Annotated in this window: 17 protein-coding genes; 8 read left to right on the top strand and 9 right to left on the bottom strand. The window is 38.8% G+C overall.

Annotated features, from left to right (window positions below; all coding sequences use genetic code 11):
- Positions 1-2: 2 nt before the first annotated feature.
- On the top strand, positions 3-542 hold the full coding sequence (locus CPS_RS00150; RefSeq protein ID WP_011040922.1) for a gamma carbonic anhydrase family protein: 540 nt from the start codon (positions 3-5) through the stop codon (positions 540-542).
- Here the strand turns inward: CPS_RS00150 and CPS_RS00145 are convergent.
- The 4 genes from CPS_RS00145 to CPS_RS00130 all read right to left on the bottom strand — a co-directional run bounded on the left by CPS_RS00145 (position 539) and on the right by CPS_RS00130 (position 3,221).
- A complete protein-coding gene (locus CPS_RS00145; protein WP_011040921.1) occupies positions 539-772 on the bottom strand; it encodes a hypothetical protein in 234 nt (77 codons plus the stop codon). The two genes, CPS_RS00150 and CPS_RS00145, sit on opposite strands and share 4 nt — an antisense overlap.
- 14 nt (positions 773-786) lie before the next feature.
- Complete coding sequence (gene aroE / locus CPS_RS00140) at positions 787-1,614, bottom strand: shikimate dehydrogenase (RefSeq protein ID WP_011040920.1); 828 nt, start codon at positions 1,612-1,614, stop codon at positions 787-789.
- A gap of 123 nt (positions 1,615-1,737) precedes the next feature.
- On the bottom strand, positions 1,738-2,451 hold the full coding sequence (locus CPS_RS00135) for an OmpW/AlkL family protein (RefSeq protein ID WP_011040919.1): 714 nt from the start codon (positions 2,449-2,451) through the stop codon (positions 1,738-1,740).
- A 218-nt stretch (positions 2,452-2,669) separates the two neighbouring features.
- Complete coding sequence (locus tag CPS_RS00130) at positions 2,670-3,221, bottom strand: L-threonylcarbamoyladenylate synthase (protein ID WP_011040917.1); 552 nt, start codon at positions 3,219-3,221, stop codon at positions 2,670-2,672.
- A 194-nt stretch (positions 3,222-3,415) separates the two neighbouring features.
- On the opposite strand from CPS_RS00130, the gene purE reads away from it, so the two are divergent.
- Positions 3,416-3,898 carry a 5-(carboxyamino)imidazole ribonucleotide mutase gene (gene purE / locus CPS_RS00125; RefSeq protein ID WP_011040916.1) on the top strand — a complete coding sequence of 161 codons (483 nt, stop codon included), beginning with the start codon at positions 3,416-3,418 and terminating at the stop codon, positions 3,896-3,898.
- 8 nt (positions 3,899-3,906) lie between these two features.
- Complete coding sequence (locus tag CPS_RS00120; RefSeq protein WP_011040915.1) at positions 3,907-5,064, top strand: 5-(carboxyamino)imidazole ribonucleotide synthase; 1,158 nt, start codon at positions 3,907-3,909, stop codon at positions 5,062-5,064.
- A gap of 78 nt (positions 5,065-5,142) precedes the next feature.
- On the opposite strand, the gene CPS_RS00115 is transcribed toward CPS_RS00120, so the two are convergent.
- The 4 genes from CPS_RS00115 to CPS_RS00100 all read right to left on the bottom strand — a co-directional run bounded on the left by CPS_RS00115 (position 5,143) and on the right by CPS_RS00100 (position 8,636).
- Positions 5,143-5,703 (bottom strand): DNA topoisomerase family protein, encoded by a 561-nt coding sequence (locus tag CPS_RS00115; RefSeq protein ID WP_011040914.1) that lies wholly within the window; start codon positions 5,701-5,703, stop codon positions 5,143-5,145.
- A 119-nt stretch (positions 5,704-5,822) separates the two neighbouring features.
- Positions 5,823-6,296, bottom strand: a complete 474-nt coding sequence (locus CPS_RS00110) for a DUF494 family protein (RefSeq protein ID WP_011040913.1) — start codon at positions 6,294-6,296, stop codon at positions 5,823-5,825.
- A gap of 19 nt (positions 6,297-6,315) precedes the next feature.
- Entirely contained in the window at positions 6,316-7,467 is a 1,152-nt protein-coding gene (gene dprA / locus CPS_RS00105) for a DNA-processing protein DprA (protein ID WP_011040912.1), read from the bottom strand.
- Between the two features lie 83 nt (positions 7,468-7,550).
- Positions 7,551-8,636, bottom strand: a complete 1,086-nt coding sequence (locus CPS_RS00100; RefSeq protein ID WP_011040911.1) for a LysM peptidoglycan-binding domain-containing protein — start codon at positions 8,634-8,636, stop codon at positions 7,551-7,553.
- A 154-nt stretch (positions 8,637-8,790) separates the two neighbouring features.
- Here CPS_RS00100 and def point away from each other — a divergent pair, with 154 nt between their 5' ends.
- From def to CPS_RS00075, 5 genes are all read left to right on the top strand, one after another.
- Positions 8,791-9,306: a peptide deformylase gene (def, locus tag CPS_RS00095; protein ID WP_011040910.1), complete on the top strand. Its 516-nt coding sequence runs from the start codon at positions 8,791-8,793 to the stop codon at positions 9,304-9,306.
- A gap of 32 nt (positions 9,307-9,338) precedes the next feature.
- Entirely contained in the window at positions 9,339-10,322 is a 984-nt protein-coding gene (fmt, locus tag CPS_RS00090; RefSeq protein WP_011040909.1) for a methionyl-tRNA formyltransferase, read from the top strand.
- Positions 10,323-10,330: 8 nt separating this feature from the next.
- The gene (gene rsmB, locus CPS_RS00085; protein ID WP_011040908.1) at positions 10,331-11,653 is read left to right on the top strand and encodes a 16S rRNA (cytosine(967)-C(5))-methyltransferase RsmB; all 1,323 of its coding nucleotides are present in this window, start codon (positions 10,331-10,333) and stop codon (positions 11,651-11,653) included.
- A 29-nt stretch (positions 11,654-11,682) separates the two neighbouring features.
- Entirely contained in the window at positions 11,683-13,059 is a 1,377-nt protein-coding gene (trkA, locus tag CPS_RS00080; protein ID WP_011040907.1) for a Trk system potassium transporter TrkA, read from the top strand.
- A gap of 362 nt (positions 13,060-13,421) precedes the next feature.
- Positions 13,422-16,361, top strand: a complete 2,940-nt coding sequence (locus CPS_RS00075; protein WP_011040906.1) for a TolB family protein — start codon at positions 13,422-13,424, stop codon at positions 16,359-16,361.
- A 63-nt stretch (positions 16,362-16,424) separates the two neighbouring features.
- Here the strand turns inward: CPS_RS00075 and CPS_RS00070 are convergent, their stop codons facing one another.
- Positions 16,425-17,876, bottom strand: coding sequence for a TrkH family potassium uptake protein (locus CPS_RS00070; protein ID WP_011040905.1), 1,452 nt, complete (start codon positions 17,874-17,876; stop codon positions 16,425-16,427).
- Positions 17,877-17,896 lie beyond the last annotated feature (20 nt).

Here is a 17,896-nt window from a genome sequence, read left to right as displayed (position 1 = left end):
AAATGAGTACAACTAACATACGTCCTTATAAAGGTATTCTCCCTTCTATCGGATCAGATAATTACATTGATAAATCAGCTATTCTCGTTGGAGATATTACTTTATCTGATGATGTCAGTATTTGGCCGCTTGTTGCCGCTCGTGGTGATGTAAACACTATTACTATAGGTGCTCGAACGAATATACAAGACGGTACTGTTTTGCATGTGACGCGGAAAAGTTCTGAAAACCCGCAGGGTAATCCTTTAATTATTGGCAGTGATGTGACAGTTGGACATAAGTGTATGTTACACGGCTGTCAGCTTGGTGATCGAATACTCGTTGGTATGGGAGCGATAATTATGGACGGCGCTGTTATCGAGGATGATGTCTTTATTGGCGCTGGCAGTTTAGTGCCTCCGAATAAAACACTGCTTAGCGGTTATTTGTATGTCGGAAATCCGGTAAAACAAGCTAGACCTCTAAAAGAAAGTGAAGCAGCCTTTCTTAAGCAGTCAGCCATAAATTATGTAGAGTTAAAAAATGAGTACTTAAATAATTAACGCATTTGTATGTGAATAGTATTTCCCTCTGGCTCATTTTTTTCGAGCCAGAGTTCAACAATTTCTTCTAGATCAAATTTAGTACAGTTGTCTATCTCTTCCAATTTCTTTAGTTGCATTGAGTGAAAGTAAATACTAATAACTTGAGCTGATAACAATACAGTAAAGCACCAAGCATCTTGCTCTTTATCAAAGGCTAAATCATCATTAAACAGAATGGCTTGATTCATACAGATTTCTCTCTTTATTTTAAAGAAGCTCTTAATTTATCAATCACTGGCTGAACTTCTGGAGTTACTCCTCGCCAAACTTCAAAGCTAACGGCCGCTTGCCCTACTAACATACCTAAGCCATCAATTACTTTCATTGCCCCATGTTCTTTTGCCCATTTAAGAAACGGTGTTTCATCCTTTCCGTATACCATGTCATAACAAACTACATTCTGACTTAGTAGTGATGTTGGAATTGGCGGTAAATTTCCTGATAAGCTGGCAGATGTCGCATTTATAATGACATCGAAATGTTGTTGTTCGAGATCTTGGTAACCAGAGGCACTAAGGCGAATATCAGAGAAATGCTGACATAATGTTGCAGCTTTACTTGCCGTTCTATTAGCAATGACAATAGAGCGAGGATTTTGTGCAAGTAAAGGAAGTAAAACACCTCTTGCCGCTCCGCCAGCACCCAATAGTAATACTCTACTTTCATTTAAAATGACTTTGTTAGTAATTAGATCTTGAACTAAACCTTCACCATCGGTGTTATCACCGAATATCTTGCCATTTTTAAAGGTCAGTGTATTAACTGCGCCAGCGAGTGTCGCACGTTCGGTGAGTTCATCTGCTATGGCAAGCGCCTGCTCTTTGAAAGGTGCTGTTACATTTGCGCCTTTACCGCCGTGACGGATAAAGTCTGCAACAGCATTAGAAAAATCTTTAGTATCGACCAACTGCTTTTGATAATCGATATTTTGTTGACTCTTATCTGCAAATATATGATGAATAGCTGGAGATTTAGATTGCTCAATGGGGTTTCCAAAAACGCGATATTGATCTGGGGTCTGTTGTGTCATGGTTATTGCAATAAATTAACTAATGATTACAGCCTATCTTAATCATTAGTTAATGAAAACAAAAAAGCAGTAACCCTTTAGAATAAGTTACTGCTTTTTATTTTTGTTGGTAATTAACTTAATTTAGAATGTGTAACCAAGCATTACTGAATAAACCATAGGATCAACATCAACGCTTGCACTACCTTTGCCAACTAGGCCGCCATCTACTCCTAAAGCATTGTCGATATTAAACGTAGCTTTGGTGTTAATATCAATGTAACGAGCTGAAACATTAACAGACCAATTTTTATCTAGCTCATAATCAAGACCAAGCTGAACAGAGTAACCCCATGAACCATCAAGTTCTAGATTACTAAAACCTGCCGCTTGAGGCGTTGAAGTAAAGTCTTCATCGAAAAATATCGTGTAGTTCACACCAACACCAACATAAGGTTTAAATGCAGTGCCCGTATCAAAATAATAGAGCGCGCTTAGTGTTGGCGGTAAATGGCTTACTTCTGCCAAAGTAGCACCATTTAAATCAATACCATAAATATCATTCGTTGCGCCTTTTGGATCATGTAATATCACATCATGGGTAAATGGCGTTGCCGCTAATAATTCAATTGCCCAATTACTATCAAAAAAGTAAACCAGGTTTAAACCAAACTGGGTATTATCGTCTACTGAAACTGATAACGGTGTTGCAGATCCATCTAAAAGTACCGTTGCTTCATTACTACTAGGTGAAACCATAGTAACACCACCACGAACGAGGATGTCACCAGCTTGGTTTGCAAAAGCTGTAGTTGAAAGACTTGATAGTAAAGCTATGGTTAATAAAGTTTTTTTCATGATTATATATCCTTAAAATAATTAAGGGTATGATAATCCTGTTGCCTTAATAAAATTTGATTTAGCGCAAGGTTTTGACTGCTAACTATGAAGCTAAGCAATACTTTGATCTTGATCAAATTCTTATAATAATCAAAAAGAAAATAGTATTAAATAACGTTAATTATTAATAGACTAGCGGCGATATTCGCTCAAATTTATCCCATGTAACCATTTTCTTAGTTTCTGATGATTTTCCCCGTCAACGCATCAATAATTTTTGACGGTGAAGTTCGACCTAAAGTAACCCCTTTAAGAATGAAGTCTACTTGTTTAGATAAAACTAGGTCTAATGATTGCCATGTTTTAGCCGGTTCTTGTCCAGATAAATTAGCACTTGTCGAAACTATGGGTTTATTCGTTTGCTGACACAAGGCAACAACATCTGGCTGACTGGTGATTCTCACCGCAATGGTGTCAAAGCTACCTGATAAGAGTGATGAGATATTATTATTTTTTGGCACTAGTTGAGTAATGCCATCAGGCCACCTTGATAACAGGGTCAAGCGCTTATCTTGTGGAATTTTACTGTCATCGATATAAGGCAGTAATTGAGAATAACTACCTGCAAGTAAAATTAGTCCCTTTTCAGGAGATCTTTGTTTTAACTTTAACAATCGCTTGAGTGCTTCTTTATTGTCAGGGTCACAACCAAGGCCGAATACGGCTTCTGTTGGATAAGCAATAATTCCACCATTTTTAAACGCTTCAACAACATTCTTTTCGCTCACAGACAACCCTTCTATTTATAATCACTTCCACCGCAATATTACCAAACACTGTTCATAAACGCCTAATGATGGATTAATTTATCGATAGAAAAGTTCTATATTCCGTATTTCGTTAAACAAGGTTATAATTGCAGCTCTATTTTTACTTTCTTCATATATGAAGAACATTCTATTTTTTTAAAGGGCATAAATTCATGACAGTCGGTATCATCATGGGATCAAAATCAGATTGGCCAACAATGCAGCATACAGCAGAAATGCTTGATTCTTTAGGTGTACAGTACGAAACCAAAGTAGTTTCTGCACACCGTACTCCTCACTTACTTGCTGAGTATGCTGAAAGTGCAAAAGATAGAGGTATTAAGGTAATTATTGCAGGCGCTGGTGGTGCAGCTCATTTACCAGGTATGGCCGCAGCTTATACTTCTTTACCTGTTTTAGGTGTGCCAGTGCAATCTAAAGCGCTTAATGGACAAGATTCTTTATTATCTATTGTGCAAATGCCAAAAGGTATTGCAGTAGGTACATTGGCCATCGGCAATGCCGGTGCTGCCAACGCAGGTTTACTTGCAGCACAAATTATTGGCACTCATAACACTGAGATCCAACAAAATATCGAAGAGTTTCGTCGAAAGCAGACAGAAACCATACTTGCTAACCCAAACCCGGCAGAATAAAAACCCTCATGAATAAAATTCTCATACTTGGCGCAGGTCAATTAGCTCGAATGATGGAGTTAGCAGGCACACCTTTAAACTTAGATATTAAAGCACTAGATGTATCAAGTAATAAGGTTGTACAACCACTTTCACCTGAAAATATTTATGGCGATTTAGAAGCAGGCATTAAAAATGCTGATGTAATTACCGCCGAATTTGAGCATATTGCCCATGACATACTTGCTGAGTGTGAGCAATCAGGGAAGTTATACCCGACAAGTAACGCTATTAAAATTGGTGGCGATAGACGGTTAGAGAAAGCATTGCTTGAATCTTGTAATGCCGCTAATGCCAAACATTACTTTGTTAACGCTAAAATAGATTTTGATAAAGCAATTGAGCACTTATCTTTACCTATTATCTTTAAGACTGCACTTGAGGGGTATGATGGAAAAGGGCAATGGCGATTAAAGTCAGCGGCTGATGCTGAAGTAATCTGGCAAGATATGGCAAACTTTCTTGCGGCTTCAAAAACCACTGTTAAGCAAGGAATTGTTGCTGAACAAATGGTGCCTTTTGATCGCGAAGTATCGCTTGTTGGTGTTCGTCGCGTTAATGGAGACGTTGCCGTGTATCCTTTAACTGAAAATCATCATACTAATGGTATTTTAAGTGTCTCAGTCGCTGCTCCTGTTAATGAACAATTACAGCAACAAGCCAGTACCGTATTTAAGGCCTTATCAGATGAACTCGATTATGTTGGTGTTATGGCTATTGAGTTTTTCCAAGTTGGCGACCAACTCTTAGTCAATGAAATTGCACCAAGGGTTCATAACTCTGGACATTGGACTCAACAAGGTGCTGACACCTGTCAGTTTGAAAACCACTTAAGGGCCATCTGTGATTTGCCTTTAGGTAGTACAGCACTTATTCGTCCAACAGCAATGGTCAACATTATTGGTGAAGATACTGTTTCTAATGAGGTGCTTGCTATACCTAGCGCAACTATTCATTGGTATAACAAAGGTAAACGTGTAGGGCGTAAAATGGGTCATATAAATGTTAGCGGTGAAAGTGAATTACAGCTTGCTCAACGTTTACAACATCTAGCTGATATCCTTTGCAAAGAAGCATTTCCTGATCTTAATGACTTCGCAAAAAACTATTTAGATAAACAAAGCTAATAAATACGTTCATTTAATTAGTTATTAAAAAAGACGCTATTTAGCGTCTTTTTTTATGAGTAGCATTGCGGATATTTATCATATTTTTTGCATATGAGAACATTTTTTATCTGCACACTGATATTTAATTCCAGCAGCCATATTTCTTTTTAGCAACAAAGGAAATTGGCACTTTTCACATCGCCCTTCTACTGGCTCATGATTAACGACAAATTTACACTTTGGATAAGCATCACAGGAGTAAAATTTCTTGCCAAAGCGACTTGTTTTTTCTTGCAATGAACCACGTTTGCAACTTGGACATACCACGTCCTGTATTATCTCCTGCGCTTCATGTTCAATATGATGGCATTGTGGAAAGTTACTACAGCCAATAAACATGCCATAACGACCTTGCTTAACCGCTAATACATGGGAGCATAATGGACACTCGCTACCCGATAATATTTTATCTTCAACACGTTCATGCTCTACTACTGCTCGTGTATATTGACAATTAGGGTAATTAACACAACCTAAAAAAGTCCCAGACTTACCATGCTTCATGGTCAACTCTGATCCACAATCAGGACACACTTGATATTCTTTCTCTAAAGCATGTTCGTGTTGAGTAAAGAGTGGTTTTTCAGATTCAGACATTATTGAAAATTGCGTTCAAAACAAGTGTAGCGCTATTATGCCACAAAAAATTTCTGAACAATACGATCGGTGACTGCTGGCTAAATATACTAGATAGTTAGCCAGCTTTATTCACGTTATTAGTGAAGAGGGCCTTCTTGTTCTTCGAATATCAAGTCTTCTAGTTGAGAATAAGCTGACTCTTTACCTGGTACATTAAATAGCACCATCAGAATTACCCACTTTAAATCATCCATAGAGAAGTACTTGGTATCAAGTTCCATGACTCGGTCAATAACCATTTCGCGAGTAGTAAAATCAAGTACATTTACTTGCTCTAAAAACAAGATAAAACCACGGCTTGGTGTATCAAGCAACTGCATTTCTTCGCTAGTATAAATCCGTACAGACTTACTGCCTACGCGCGTAAGATATGGGTAAGCGTCAGTGTCTTGTAATGCGGTAAGTTTTTCTAGCCAATTTAATGCTTTGTATATTTCATCCTGATGAAAGCCCGCTCTTGTTAACTCATCTGTTAACAACTCATGATCCACCATGGCTTCTGATTCATTTTGGATATACGTTTCAAAAAGATACATTAAAATATCAAACATAATTAGCCCCTTATATACTTTATTGCGTTCTAATATAGCCACCAGGTACCGCAGATACCAGACCATTTAGCTCCAGCATTGTTAATCTAGTTAACACTTCCTCTACGGGAAGTTCGCTCCGTAAAACTACTTTATCTACGGGAGTAATTTCAAATCCCACACTATCCAACAACGCATCGTTACACAAGACTTTTTGATTTATTTCATCGCCTCCTTTGTGAGTACTATGTGTAGCTGACTTCAAAGGCTTCAACTCACTCTTTAAGTGTAGACTAGGTTTATCTGCAAAAGCGAACTCATCTATTATATCGGCACATTGTTCTACAAGTTTAGCGCCTTGTTTAATTAACCAGTGACAGCCTTTTGCTTGTTTATTTTCAATAGAGCTAGGTATAGCAAAAACGTCTCTATTTTGCTCTAGTGCACAACGAGCTGTTATCAAAGAGCCACTTTTTAATTCAGCTTCAACGACTAAAACCCCCAAACTTAAACCACTAATAAGGCGATTTCTTTTTGGAAAATGCCCCGCCCTAGCTTGCGTTCCAGGTACAAATTCACTAATGATGGCGCCGCTTGAATCTATAATTTTCTGCGCCAAAGAATGATGTCTGGCTGGGTATACCTGATCTAAACCCGTAGCAACTACCGCGATTGTGCTAGCAGGCTCACTAAGGGCACCTCTATGCGCTGCAGCATCGATACCAAGGGCTAACCCACTTGTAATAATAAAATTATGCTGCGCAAGTTGTTGGCATATTTTGAATGCGGTATCTCTACCTCCTACGCTAGCAGCTCTACTTCCAACTACGGCCACCTGCGGAGCATTAAGTAATAATGGATTGCCCTGCATAAATATCACTAAGGGTGGATCATAGATTTGTTTGAGCAATTGAGGGTAATAAGTATCGTCATAGCAAATGATGGCACTATTACATGCAGCACTTGCATGGATAATATGAGTTATTGTTTGCCAATCAGGCTGATGAAAAGCGTGAAGTTGTTTCACACTTAAGTTATTAGCTGAGCTAAGTACTGAGGGTTTATTGTCTAACGAAAACAACGCTATCAAACCAAAGGTCTCAACAAGCGCTATTTTTTTGTGAATGGCTAATCGAGGAACAAACTTTAAAGCTAACCAGTATTCAATATTACTTTTACTGTTATTAATCATTACTTGTCTTCTCCTTAAGAACAAGTCATACCTTTATTTTCCCTCTTATAAGGAGGGAAAATAAACTTTTTAACAGTTAGTTATTATGGCGCGGTAATCAAATCATTTATTCTTGCTGGCTTCTCTGTATGTAGAATAAGGGCCATACTCGCTTTTTGGTAAACTTTAAAAATCATTAGTTCACCTAATTGCTCTTCTGGCATCTTATAATCACTACCCGTAATTTTATTCCAACGTGAAGACTCTACACTATAAGCAGGACCACTCCCAGTATCTACCACGGCAGGGCTGGTGCGTTTTATCGCCATAACATCACCAACGGTCACATCATGATCTATGCCGCGGTTAATCATAACAACTTCAAGCTTGGCAAACTCACGACCATTGCTAGTGGCTTTAACAATAGAGCCACGAAGTGATTTATTAGCTGCTTTCATAGAAAAAATAGCGGGTAACAATTGTCCTTCATTAACAGGTACTACATAGTCTCCTGAATGAATTTCTCTTTTTACCGAGCCAACACTCATAGTAGAAGGCACATCATTTTCTATATCACCACGTTTTGTTACTTGCCCAGTTCCTACCAAATTGACATAAAAACCTAACGAATCATCTGTTTCAGGATCAAAAATCTCTTCACCTTTATCATAGATTGCATAACTTTGTGCGACCTCGAGATCCTTATTCACGTAAACTTTAAAGTCTTTCGTTGTCATTCTGTAGCCTTCATCACTACCTATAATGTGTGGTAGCTGTTCTAGCTCATCTTCGGTAAATAGATGGTCATATCTAACAAAAGGAGCAATAACTTCTAGCGGTAACAAAGTAATTGCAGAGTCTTTTTTCTTCTCTTGACGTATTTTTGGCGACCATTTATAGCTTGGTTTTACCGGTTCTACCACCAGCATAGGCTCACCATTTTCATCAAAAACAAGTTTTAAAACATCACCGGGATAAATTAAATGCGGATTATTGATTTCTGGATTTAAACGCCAAAGCTTCGGCCATAACCAAGGTTGCTCAAGAAACAGTGCTGAAATATCCCATAAGGTATCACCTTTCACTACTACATGTGTCTTAGGTGCGTCATCATTAAGTGTTATCTGATCGGCAAGGGCTACCAATGAACACGATAGTAAAGATAGTGATAGTATTATTTCTTTAAGCATGGAGCTCGTTCCTTTTAGTGCACACTGCTGTAACGCACTATAATTATTAGTTATATCAAGTGACTTAAAAATGCAGGTTTCAGTTACAGTTACTTGAGTATATAATTAAAACATAACATTCTAGATTAATTATCGCTAATTCTTTTAATAAAATATGACTATTTTAACTATTTTACGTTTTCCTGATCCGCGTTTGAGAACAAAAGCGCAGCCCGTTACTGATATAACTGACGCTACGGCTACAATTATAGACGATATGCTGGCAACTATGTACGAAGAAAATGGCGTAGGTCTTGCCGCTACTCAAGTAGATATTCATCAGCGCATTGTTGTCATGGATACTTCTGAAGATAATGACCAACCCATCATCTTTATCAATCCCGAAATTATTGCTACTAGTAATGAAACATCGATCAATGAAGAAGGTTGTTTATCCGTGCCTGGTACTTATGCCAAAGTAGACCGTCATGATGCATGTACTGTAAAAGCACTTGATCGACACGGTAAAGAATTCTCTTTAAACGCTACGGAATTACAAAGCATTTGTATACAACATGAACTTGATCACTTAAAAGGTGTTTTATTTGTTGATTACCTATCCCCGCTAAAGCGTCAGCGCATTCAAAAAAAGCTTGAGAAAGAAGCAAAGACTGACAAAAACAACAAGTAAGTACTTACTTACTTACAATAATAGGAATTACTTTGGTTACTCCACTAAATATCATTTTTGCAGGTACTCCTGAATTCGCTGCCCAACATTTAGCAGCGTTAATTAATTCTGAACATAATATTGTCGCCGTTTATTGTCCCCCTGATAAACCAGCTGGCCGCGGTAAAAAACTAACAGCTTGTGCAACAAAGTTACTCGCAATAGAGCACGACATTATTGTTGAGCAACCTATTAACTTTAAAAATGAGGAAGACCAACAACAATTAGCGAAATATAACGCTGATATCATGGTTGTTGTTGCTTATGGTCTGCTATTACCTGAAGTCATTTTAAACTCTCCACGTTTAGGCTGCATTAACGTACATGGCTCAATTCTACCAAAATGGCGTGGTGCAGCACCTATTCAACGTTCTCTTGAAGCTGGAGATAAGAAAACCGGTGTCACCATTATGCAAATGGATAAAGGGTTAGACACGGGAGACATGATTCTATCCGCTGAGTGCGAAATAGAAAATACAGATACCAGTGCAAGTCTTTATGAAAAACTTGCCAACTTAGGGCCAACTGCCTTAGTTAATACATTAACTATTATGGCTGAACCTGATTATCAAGCCAGTAATCATAATATCGCTCAAGATGATGAATTAGCGACTTATGCCAAGAAACTTGATAAAACTGAAGCAGAGCTTAACTGGCAATTCAGTGCTGATGAACTACATCGAAAAATTCGTGCTTATATTCCTTGGCCAGTTGCTCAATTTACCTTTACAGAATCTGAAGGTAAGCAGCATAGGTTACGCATATGGCAAGCATCCGTGCAAGAATATCGAGGCAATGCTGATCCAGGCACGATAATAAAGGCAGACAAAGAAGGGATAGAAGTAGCAACAACCAGTGGTTCGTTACGACTAGAAGTCATTCAACTTCCAGGGAAAAAAGCATTAGCCGTAAAAGACATCCTAAATGGTCGCAGCGATTGGTTCGTTGTTGGCAGCACTATTAACAAGCTTGGTTAAGAGAAACAATGATAATTAATATTAGAGCTCTTGCAGCAAAATGTTGTTACGCCGTTATAGATCAAGGGCGAAGCTTAAGTGATGAACTACCCAAACAACAAGATAAGTTGATAGGTAAAGATAAAGGTTTACTGCAAGAAATTTGCTACGGTGTGTTGCGGTACTTACCAGAATTAGAAAATGATGTGAGTCAATTGGTACAAAAGCCAATAAAGGGCAAACAGAGAGTCTTTCATTTTTTACTTTTAGTGGGGGTTTATCAAATAAGATATATGCGTATACCTGACCACGCAGCGGTGAGTGAAACGGTAGCAGCAACAAAAACGTTAAAAAATGACCATATGAAAGGATTGGTTAATGCCGTGCTTAGAGGTTTTTTACGTGCATTAGAAGCAGAAAATAAACAAGTAAACAAAACAGATAAAAAGATACCTGATCCAATAAAGTACAATCACCCTGGTTGGTTTATTAAAAAAATACAACAAGCCTACTCAGATCAGTGGCAAGCGATACTCGATGCAAATCAGCAAAAGCCTCCGATGTGGTTACGTGTCAATCAACAACACCACACTAGTGAACAATACCAAGCGTTACTTGAGGAAGCGGAAATTGAAATTGCTCACGTTGAGCCAAACTCCCAAGCAATTGAACTTGCTAAACCACTCGATGTCGCAAAATTACCGGGCTTTGATGATGGTTGGGTTTCAATACAAGATGGCGCAGCACAGCAAGCGGCACGCTTATTAGATTGCCAACCCAATGATATTGTATTGGATTGTTGTGCAGCACCGGGTGGTAAAACTTGTCATATCATTGAACAAACGCCTGATATTGCCTCAATGACAGCAATTGATATTGAAGAAGGCCGCCTCACTCGAGTTCATGAAAATTTAGATCGCTTAAACCTAACGGCTAACGTAATTACTGCAGATGCAGCGACTCAAAATTGGTGGTCTGGTGAACAATTTGATCGCATATTACTTGATGCGCCCTGCTCTGGAACTGGCGTAATTCGTCGTCACCCAGATATAAAGTGGTTACGTAAAGCTGATGATATTGATAAGTTAGTGGTCTTGCAGCAGCAGATTCTTGACAATATCTGGTCATTACTCAAACCAGGCGGTACCTTACTTTACGCAACTTGTAGTGTTTTGCCTGAAGAAAATAGTCTGCAAATATCTCGCTTTATTGAACAAAATCAGGACGCACAACTAATTGCCATTAACGGTAATACTCCTGAGACTGATAAAAATGCAATTGGCTGGCAATTATTACCTGATGCTGAAAACATGGACGGCTTTTATTACGCCAAATTATTAAAACTCAAATAATACAAATAACACAAGCAGAAAAGTAACGCATGAAAATAATCATAGTGGGTGCAGGACAGGTTGGCGGTACGTTAGCTGAAAACCTTGTTGGTGAAAACAATGACATTTCGGTAGTAGACGTAGATGGTGAAAAGCTACGTGAACTGCAAGATAAAATGGATTTACAAGTCGTTACCGGCCAAGGGGGGCATCCTGATGTTTTGAAAAGTGCTGGCGCTGAAGATGCTGATATGGTTATTGCGGTAACCAGTGATGACGCTACCAATATGATCACCTGCCAAATATGTTCTTCATTGTTTAATACACCGAAAAAGATTGCCCGTATTCGTTCGAATCAAATATTAAAGTATTCTGAGCAACTTTTTCATAAAAAACACATTCCTGTTGATCATATTATCGCTCCCGAAGAATTAGTAACGCGAGATATTGCGCGTCTAATTGATTACCCTGGCGCACTGCAAGTATTAGAGTTTGCGAATGGAAAAGTAAGCCTAGTAGCAGTAAAAGCTTATTACGGCGGTTTACTCGTTGGCCACGCGCTTTCAACATTGAGAGATCATATACCTAATGTCGATACGCGTGTAGCTGCCATATACCGAAACGGTAAACCAATACGCCCTCTTGGTACCACAGTAATTGAAGCAGACGATGAAGTGTTTTTTATTGCTGCGAGTATACATATACGCGCGGTGATGAATGAGTTACAAAAACTCGAATCAGCTTATAAACGTATAATGATTGCCGGTGGCGGTAATATTGGTGCTGGTTTAGCTCGAATTTTAGAAAAAAATCATCAAGTAAAATTGATTGAACGTTCACCAAAACGTGCTGAGCAATTAACGTCTGAGCTCAATGACACCTTAGTTTTCGCTGGTGACTCTTCCGATCAGGAATTACTCACTGAAGAAAACATTGATCAATTTGATATTTTTATCGCAGTAACCAATGATGATGAAGCTAATATCATGTCGTCACTGCTTGCTAAAAAGCTTGGCGTCCGTAAAACTATGGTACTTATCCAACGAGATGCCTATATTGATTTAGTACACGGCAGTACTATTGATATTGCCATATCGCCACAGCAAGCCACTATATCAGCCCTATTAACACATGTTAGACGTGGTGCTATCGATAATGTTTATAGCTTACGTGGCGGCGCAGCTGAAGCCATTGAAATTGTTGCCAAAGGTGATGAAAAATCATCTAAAGTGGTTGGTCGTGCAATCAAAAATATCAAATTACCGCCTGGTGCTACTATTGGTGCTGTTGTCCGTGGTCATGAAGTATTGATTGCCCACTCAAACACCTTAATTCACGAAGAAGACCACGTTATTTTATTTTTAGTTAATAAACGCTACATCTCTGATATCGAAAAGCTTTTCCAAGTGAGTGCTATTTACTTCTAAGGGTACTTTATCCAGCACAAGAGAGTCATAATTTAATAAAATTGGTATAACTATCTCCCTCCTCTGACATAAATATTTACAGCTAATCACTTATCCTACAAGTGATTAGCTGTAATAATCCCCTTGTTGACATAATAAAATACTTATTATTTTCACTCGTTGAAACATATTAGACCATTTACATTAATTTAGAGCTCAAAATTCAATGAGGATAAATCTTCAAGTTCAAGGCGCGTGATTGAGCAATAGCTGGCTATTGGGATTGAGCGCGACGCAGAAAGTGTAGATGTAGACCATTTGAAGATGGGCAATTAATTTGTGTAATTGGTATTAGATTAAGCCCACAATTTACAAGGATTTTTATGAAAGTATCTAAAGTACTCACGGCCATCACGCTAGCACTCAGTAGTATAGCTTTTAGTAGTCAAGCAGAACTTGTTGATAATACTAAAAATTGGCAAACTTTTGAAACTGAAAACTTTCGTGTACATTTCACCCCAGAATACCGTCAGTGGGCTTTATCAAGTGCAAGGGAAATGGAAGTTGTTCGCCAACTCATTAAAGATCAACAAGGTCGCGTTATCACAGAAAAGGTCGATGCTTATATCGTTGACCCCTACAATGCCGCCAATGGTTTTGCCTTCCCGCTAAGTCACCGACCTTACATGGCTTTCTTTGCAACCCCTCCACAATCAGACACTATTATTGCTAACTCTACGGGTTGGCAACAACTATTAGTACTGCATGAGTATGTCCATCTGGTTCATTTAGCCCAAAAGAGCCGCAGTAATTGGCGTAATAACGTAGCCAATTGGTATGATTTTTATGATGCTTCACAAATTAATGGTGAACGTTGGGTAAGTGAAGGTTATGCCACGTTGTTAGAGTCTAAGCTGACCGGTCGCGGCCGATTATTTAATAATCAGGTGGAAGCCATAATCCAGAAATTTGCTCGACAAGGTGCTTTACCTAGTTATAAGCAACTAAATTCAGGCGATGATAGTTTCATGTCTGGCTCAATGGCTTATCTCGTTGGTGTACGCTATTTAAAGTGGTTAGAAGAGAACTACGGTGAAGAAACCCTTGATGCGGTTTGGACTCGTTGGTCTGCTGTTGAACAACGTGACTTTGAAAAGTCGTTCAAAGGAGTATTCCCAGATACAGCGAAAAACCTTTATCAACGTTTTGTTGCTGAATATACCTACAAAGCCATGCAACATGAAATTAAGCTTACGGCGCAAAGTAATGAGGATAATCGTTCAAAATTATGGTTAGATTTATCCGGTTACACTAGTGACCCGAGTTTAAGTCCGCAGGGTGATTACCTTGCTATTGTAGAAACCCAACGAACAGAAGAAGGTAATACCACCAAGTTAAATATTTATAAAACAGGTGAAAACACAAAAAGCATTGAAGAGTTTACCAAAAGATCCAAAGAGTTATTAGCAGATGATCCGCAAGATATTGCTGATAAAGCGCCCAGTGTTTTTAAACGTGAAGTCGCTTATACCTTAAATCAAAGAAACAACCGCGGTATAAAGAACCCACGTTGGCTTAATAAAGATACCCTTATCTATGGAGCCAGTAGCTTAACGAAGAAAAACAGTTATCATCAAGATCTCTTTTCTTGGCACTTACCGACAAACACGATAAAACAACTGACAACCAGCGCAAATATCCGTCGCTTTGATATTAGTAACGATGGACAATTTATTATTGCTGAGCGCAGCCGTGTTGGTAACTCACAGTTAGTTAAAGTAAGTTTGGCGGCTGAATCTTTAGGTGAAATAATTGCAGAACTAACACCACCAAGCCTTGAGCAAGTTTATGATTTTCCGCGACTTCGCCCAACACTTGATGGCTCCACTTCAGATAGTTTTGCTTATGTTAGCTCAAGTTTGAATAATAAATGGCAATTAAAAGTTCGCCAATTTGAAGATGAACAAGAGCAAATAATACCCTTACCCGAAAACTATCAATTCCTTTCTTTCCCTGAATGGTCTAAAGATGGTCAATCACTGTATTTTGTTGCCGGTTTAGATAGTGCAACGCGCTTATACAAGTATGATTTTTTAAATAAAGTTTTGTCGACTGTGACCTCAGGAGAACAAGTCATAACTTGGCCTATGGTTAACGGAGATAATGAACTCCTTCATTTAGCCATTAATGCCCAAGGGCCTGATGTTTATCAGCTTGACTTGAACAAAGCCAATAACCAAATAATTACAAACACCACCACATCTTCGGCAATGACGGTTAACTTAGCTGACAGTTTAAAACTGTCTGAGGCGACTATCGCTGTTGATGAGAGTATTGGCGAACAATCAGCCTATGGCATTGGCCCTCAACAAGGGACAATAACGATCGCTGAAAGTATTTATTCCGCCAGTAGCAGTATGTTAGAAGTCGGTTATAAATCAGGTGATGTACTTTCTCGTTTTGATTGGCAAGTCAATGCTAGCCAAGATATTTTCAGTAGCATTATCTCTGGCGCATCAGGGGCAATTCGCTGGCAAGGCTGGCCGGTAAAATTACTGGCTCACGGTTATGTCTTTGACTTGAAAACAGATAAACAGGATAGTGATGCGTTAAACTTAGGTAAAACAACAGAAAAAGGGCTGTTACTTGAAGCTCGCTATCCCTATAGCATAGAGACACTCGCTGTTGATATATTTGCACAAATGCAAGCATCACAATATGAGAATAGCCAGCATGTGGATTTTTCTAGCTTATCTTTTTCTCTAGGTATTGAACAAAGTTGGTCACACGACCAACAAAGCTGGGGTATTTCACAAGCAATAAATGCCCAATTAATTTCGGCTCAAGATGATCAAGCAGAAATTAATGGTAATGATGGTAGTTATACCGGTAGCAATGGCCTAGCTAGCTTGAATGCTCATATACAGGGCTTTACTCTAGGTTTTAAGTACCTTTGGGCACAACGCTCAGAAGATGCTGGCGATATCCTCAGTTTGGGTGGCTATTCTTCAACGCTAATCCAAGAAAAAGCGCACATCAATAAACAACTTGCACCTGAATTGGCCTTTTATCGTCAACTGGGTAATGACTATCAAGCTTATCAAGCATATATGCCCTTAGGTATTGTGGAAGTATTTTATACTCGCCATGAAATGACTGAGCGAGATATTATCGATAGTTACGGTGTTAAAGGCTCACTCAACAATGACTTTGGTTTTACTGGGATAACCAACGTAGCCATTAATTATGGTATCGCACAAGTTAATCCAGAGAATGAAAGTTCAGATACCCAAGGCTGGGTAGCCCTTAGTTATAAATGGTAATTTACGCTTTTAATATTTTGATGAATCAATAAAATCGTATATAGGTATTTAGCTATATACGATTTATGAGCGCCAGAAGGCAGGAGTAAACAGAACTAGCAGCGTAAATATCTCTAAACGACCAAACAACATGGCCATGATTAATACCCACTTGCTCATATCATTAATCGAAGAAAAGTTAGCAGCAACCTCCCCTAACCCTGGTCCAAGGTTATTGATACAAGCCGCAACGGCTGTAAAGGCTGTGATGTCATCCATACCTGCTGCCAGTAGCAGTAACATACAAATAACAAACACCGCAGCGTAAGCGGAGAAGAAACCCCATACGGCCTCAACAATACGGTCAGGTAAAACTTTTCGACCTAATTTAATACTAAAAATAGCTCGAGGATGTACCAGTTTATTTAACTCTCGAAGACCTTGTAAATAAAGTAACACTACCCGTACTACCTTCATACCACCACCAGTACTACCTGCACAACCACCAATAAAACTAGAAAAAATAAGTAACATAGGCAAAAGCGTGGGCCAATCAGCAAAAGATGTTGTTGCAAACCCTGCGGTAGTACTAATTGAAACCGATTGGAATAGTGCTTGATCGAGTGCTTGGTCGACATCTTGATAAGTACCCGTAGCTAATAGTACGGTAAAGCAAATTACAGTCAGTACAATTTGGATACCAATAAAGACTTTAAACTCAGGGTCAAAGAAGTAACTCCTAACCGATCTACTCTGCACAGCGGCATAGTGCAAGGCAAAATTAACCCCAGCAATTAATAGAAAGGTGACACAAACTAAGTTAATTGTTGGGCTATTAAAGTAGCCCATACTAGCATCATGGGTAGAAAAACCACCAATTGCAATCGTAGAAAAGGCATGGCAAATAGCATCAAAACCCGACATACCTGCGAGCCAGTATGCTAAAGCACACGCAATAGTTAATCCTAAATAAATGTACCATAAATGTTTTGCGGTATCGGCAATCCGTGGCGTCATTTTTGAGTCTTTCACTGGGCCAGGTGTTTCAGCACGATATAATTGCATACCACCAATACCAAGCATCGGTAATACCGCAACAGCTAAAACAATAATACCCATACCACCTAACCACTGTAATTGCTGGCGATACCATAAGACTGCGTGGGGTAAATCATCAATATGATTTAAAATAGTTGCCCCTGTCGTGGTTAATCCTGAAAAGGATTCAAAAAAGGCATCAGCGGTAGATAGGTTGGGTTCTTCTAATAACATCAGAGGAATAGCAGAAAAGCTGGCCAGTACTAACCAAAAGAGCACAACAATTAAAAAACCTTCTCTGGCTTTAAGATCCGTTTTTTCAAAGCGATGAGGGTACCAAGCCAAAAAGCCTGTGCAGATACACCATAAAAAAGCCAGAATAAAAGGTAAACCACCACCATCGCGGTAGATTAATGAGATTAATGCTGGAGGCAGCATAGTCACACTAAGTAACCCTACCAACAAGCCTAGAATTCGGATAATATTTTTATATTGCACGTTTTATTTTTCTTATTCGA

It is taken from the genome of Colwellia psychrerythraea 34H, assembly GCF_000012325.1.
In the GTDB taxonomy this organism is placed as follows: domain Bacteria; phylum Pseudomonadota; class Gammaproteobacteria; order Enterobacterales; family Alteromonadaceae; genus Colwellia; species Colwellia psychrerythraea_A.
Note: the sequence above shows the minus strand (reverse complement) of the source record. Positions and strands in the feature narration are given on the sequence as shown.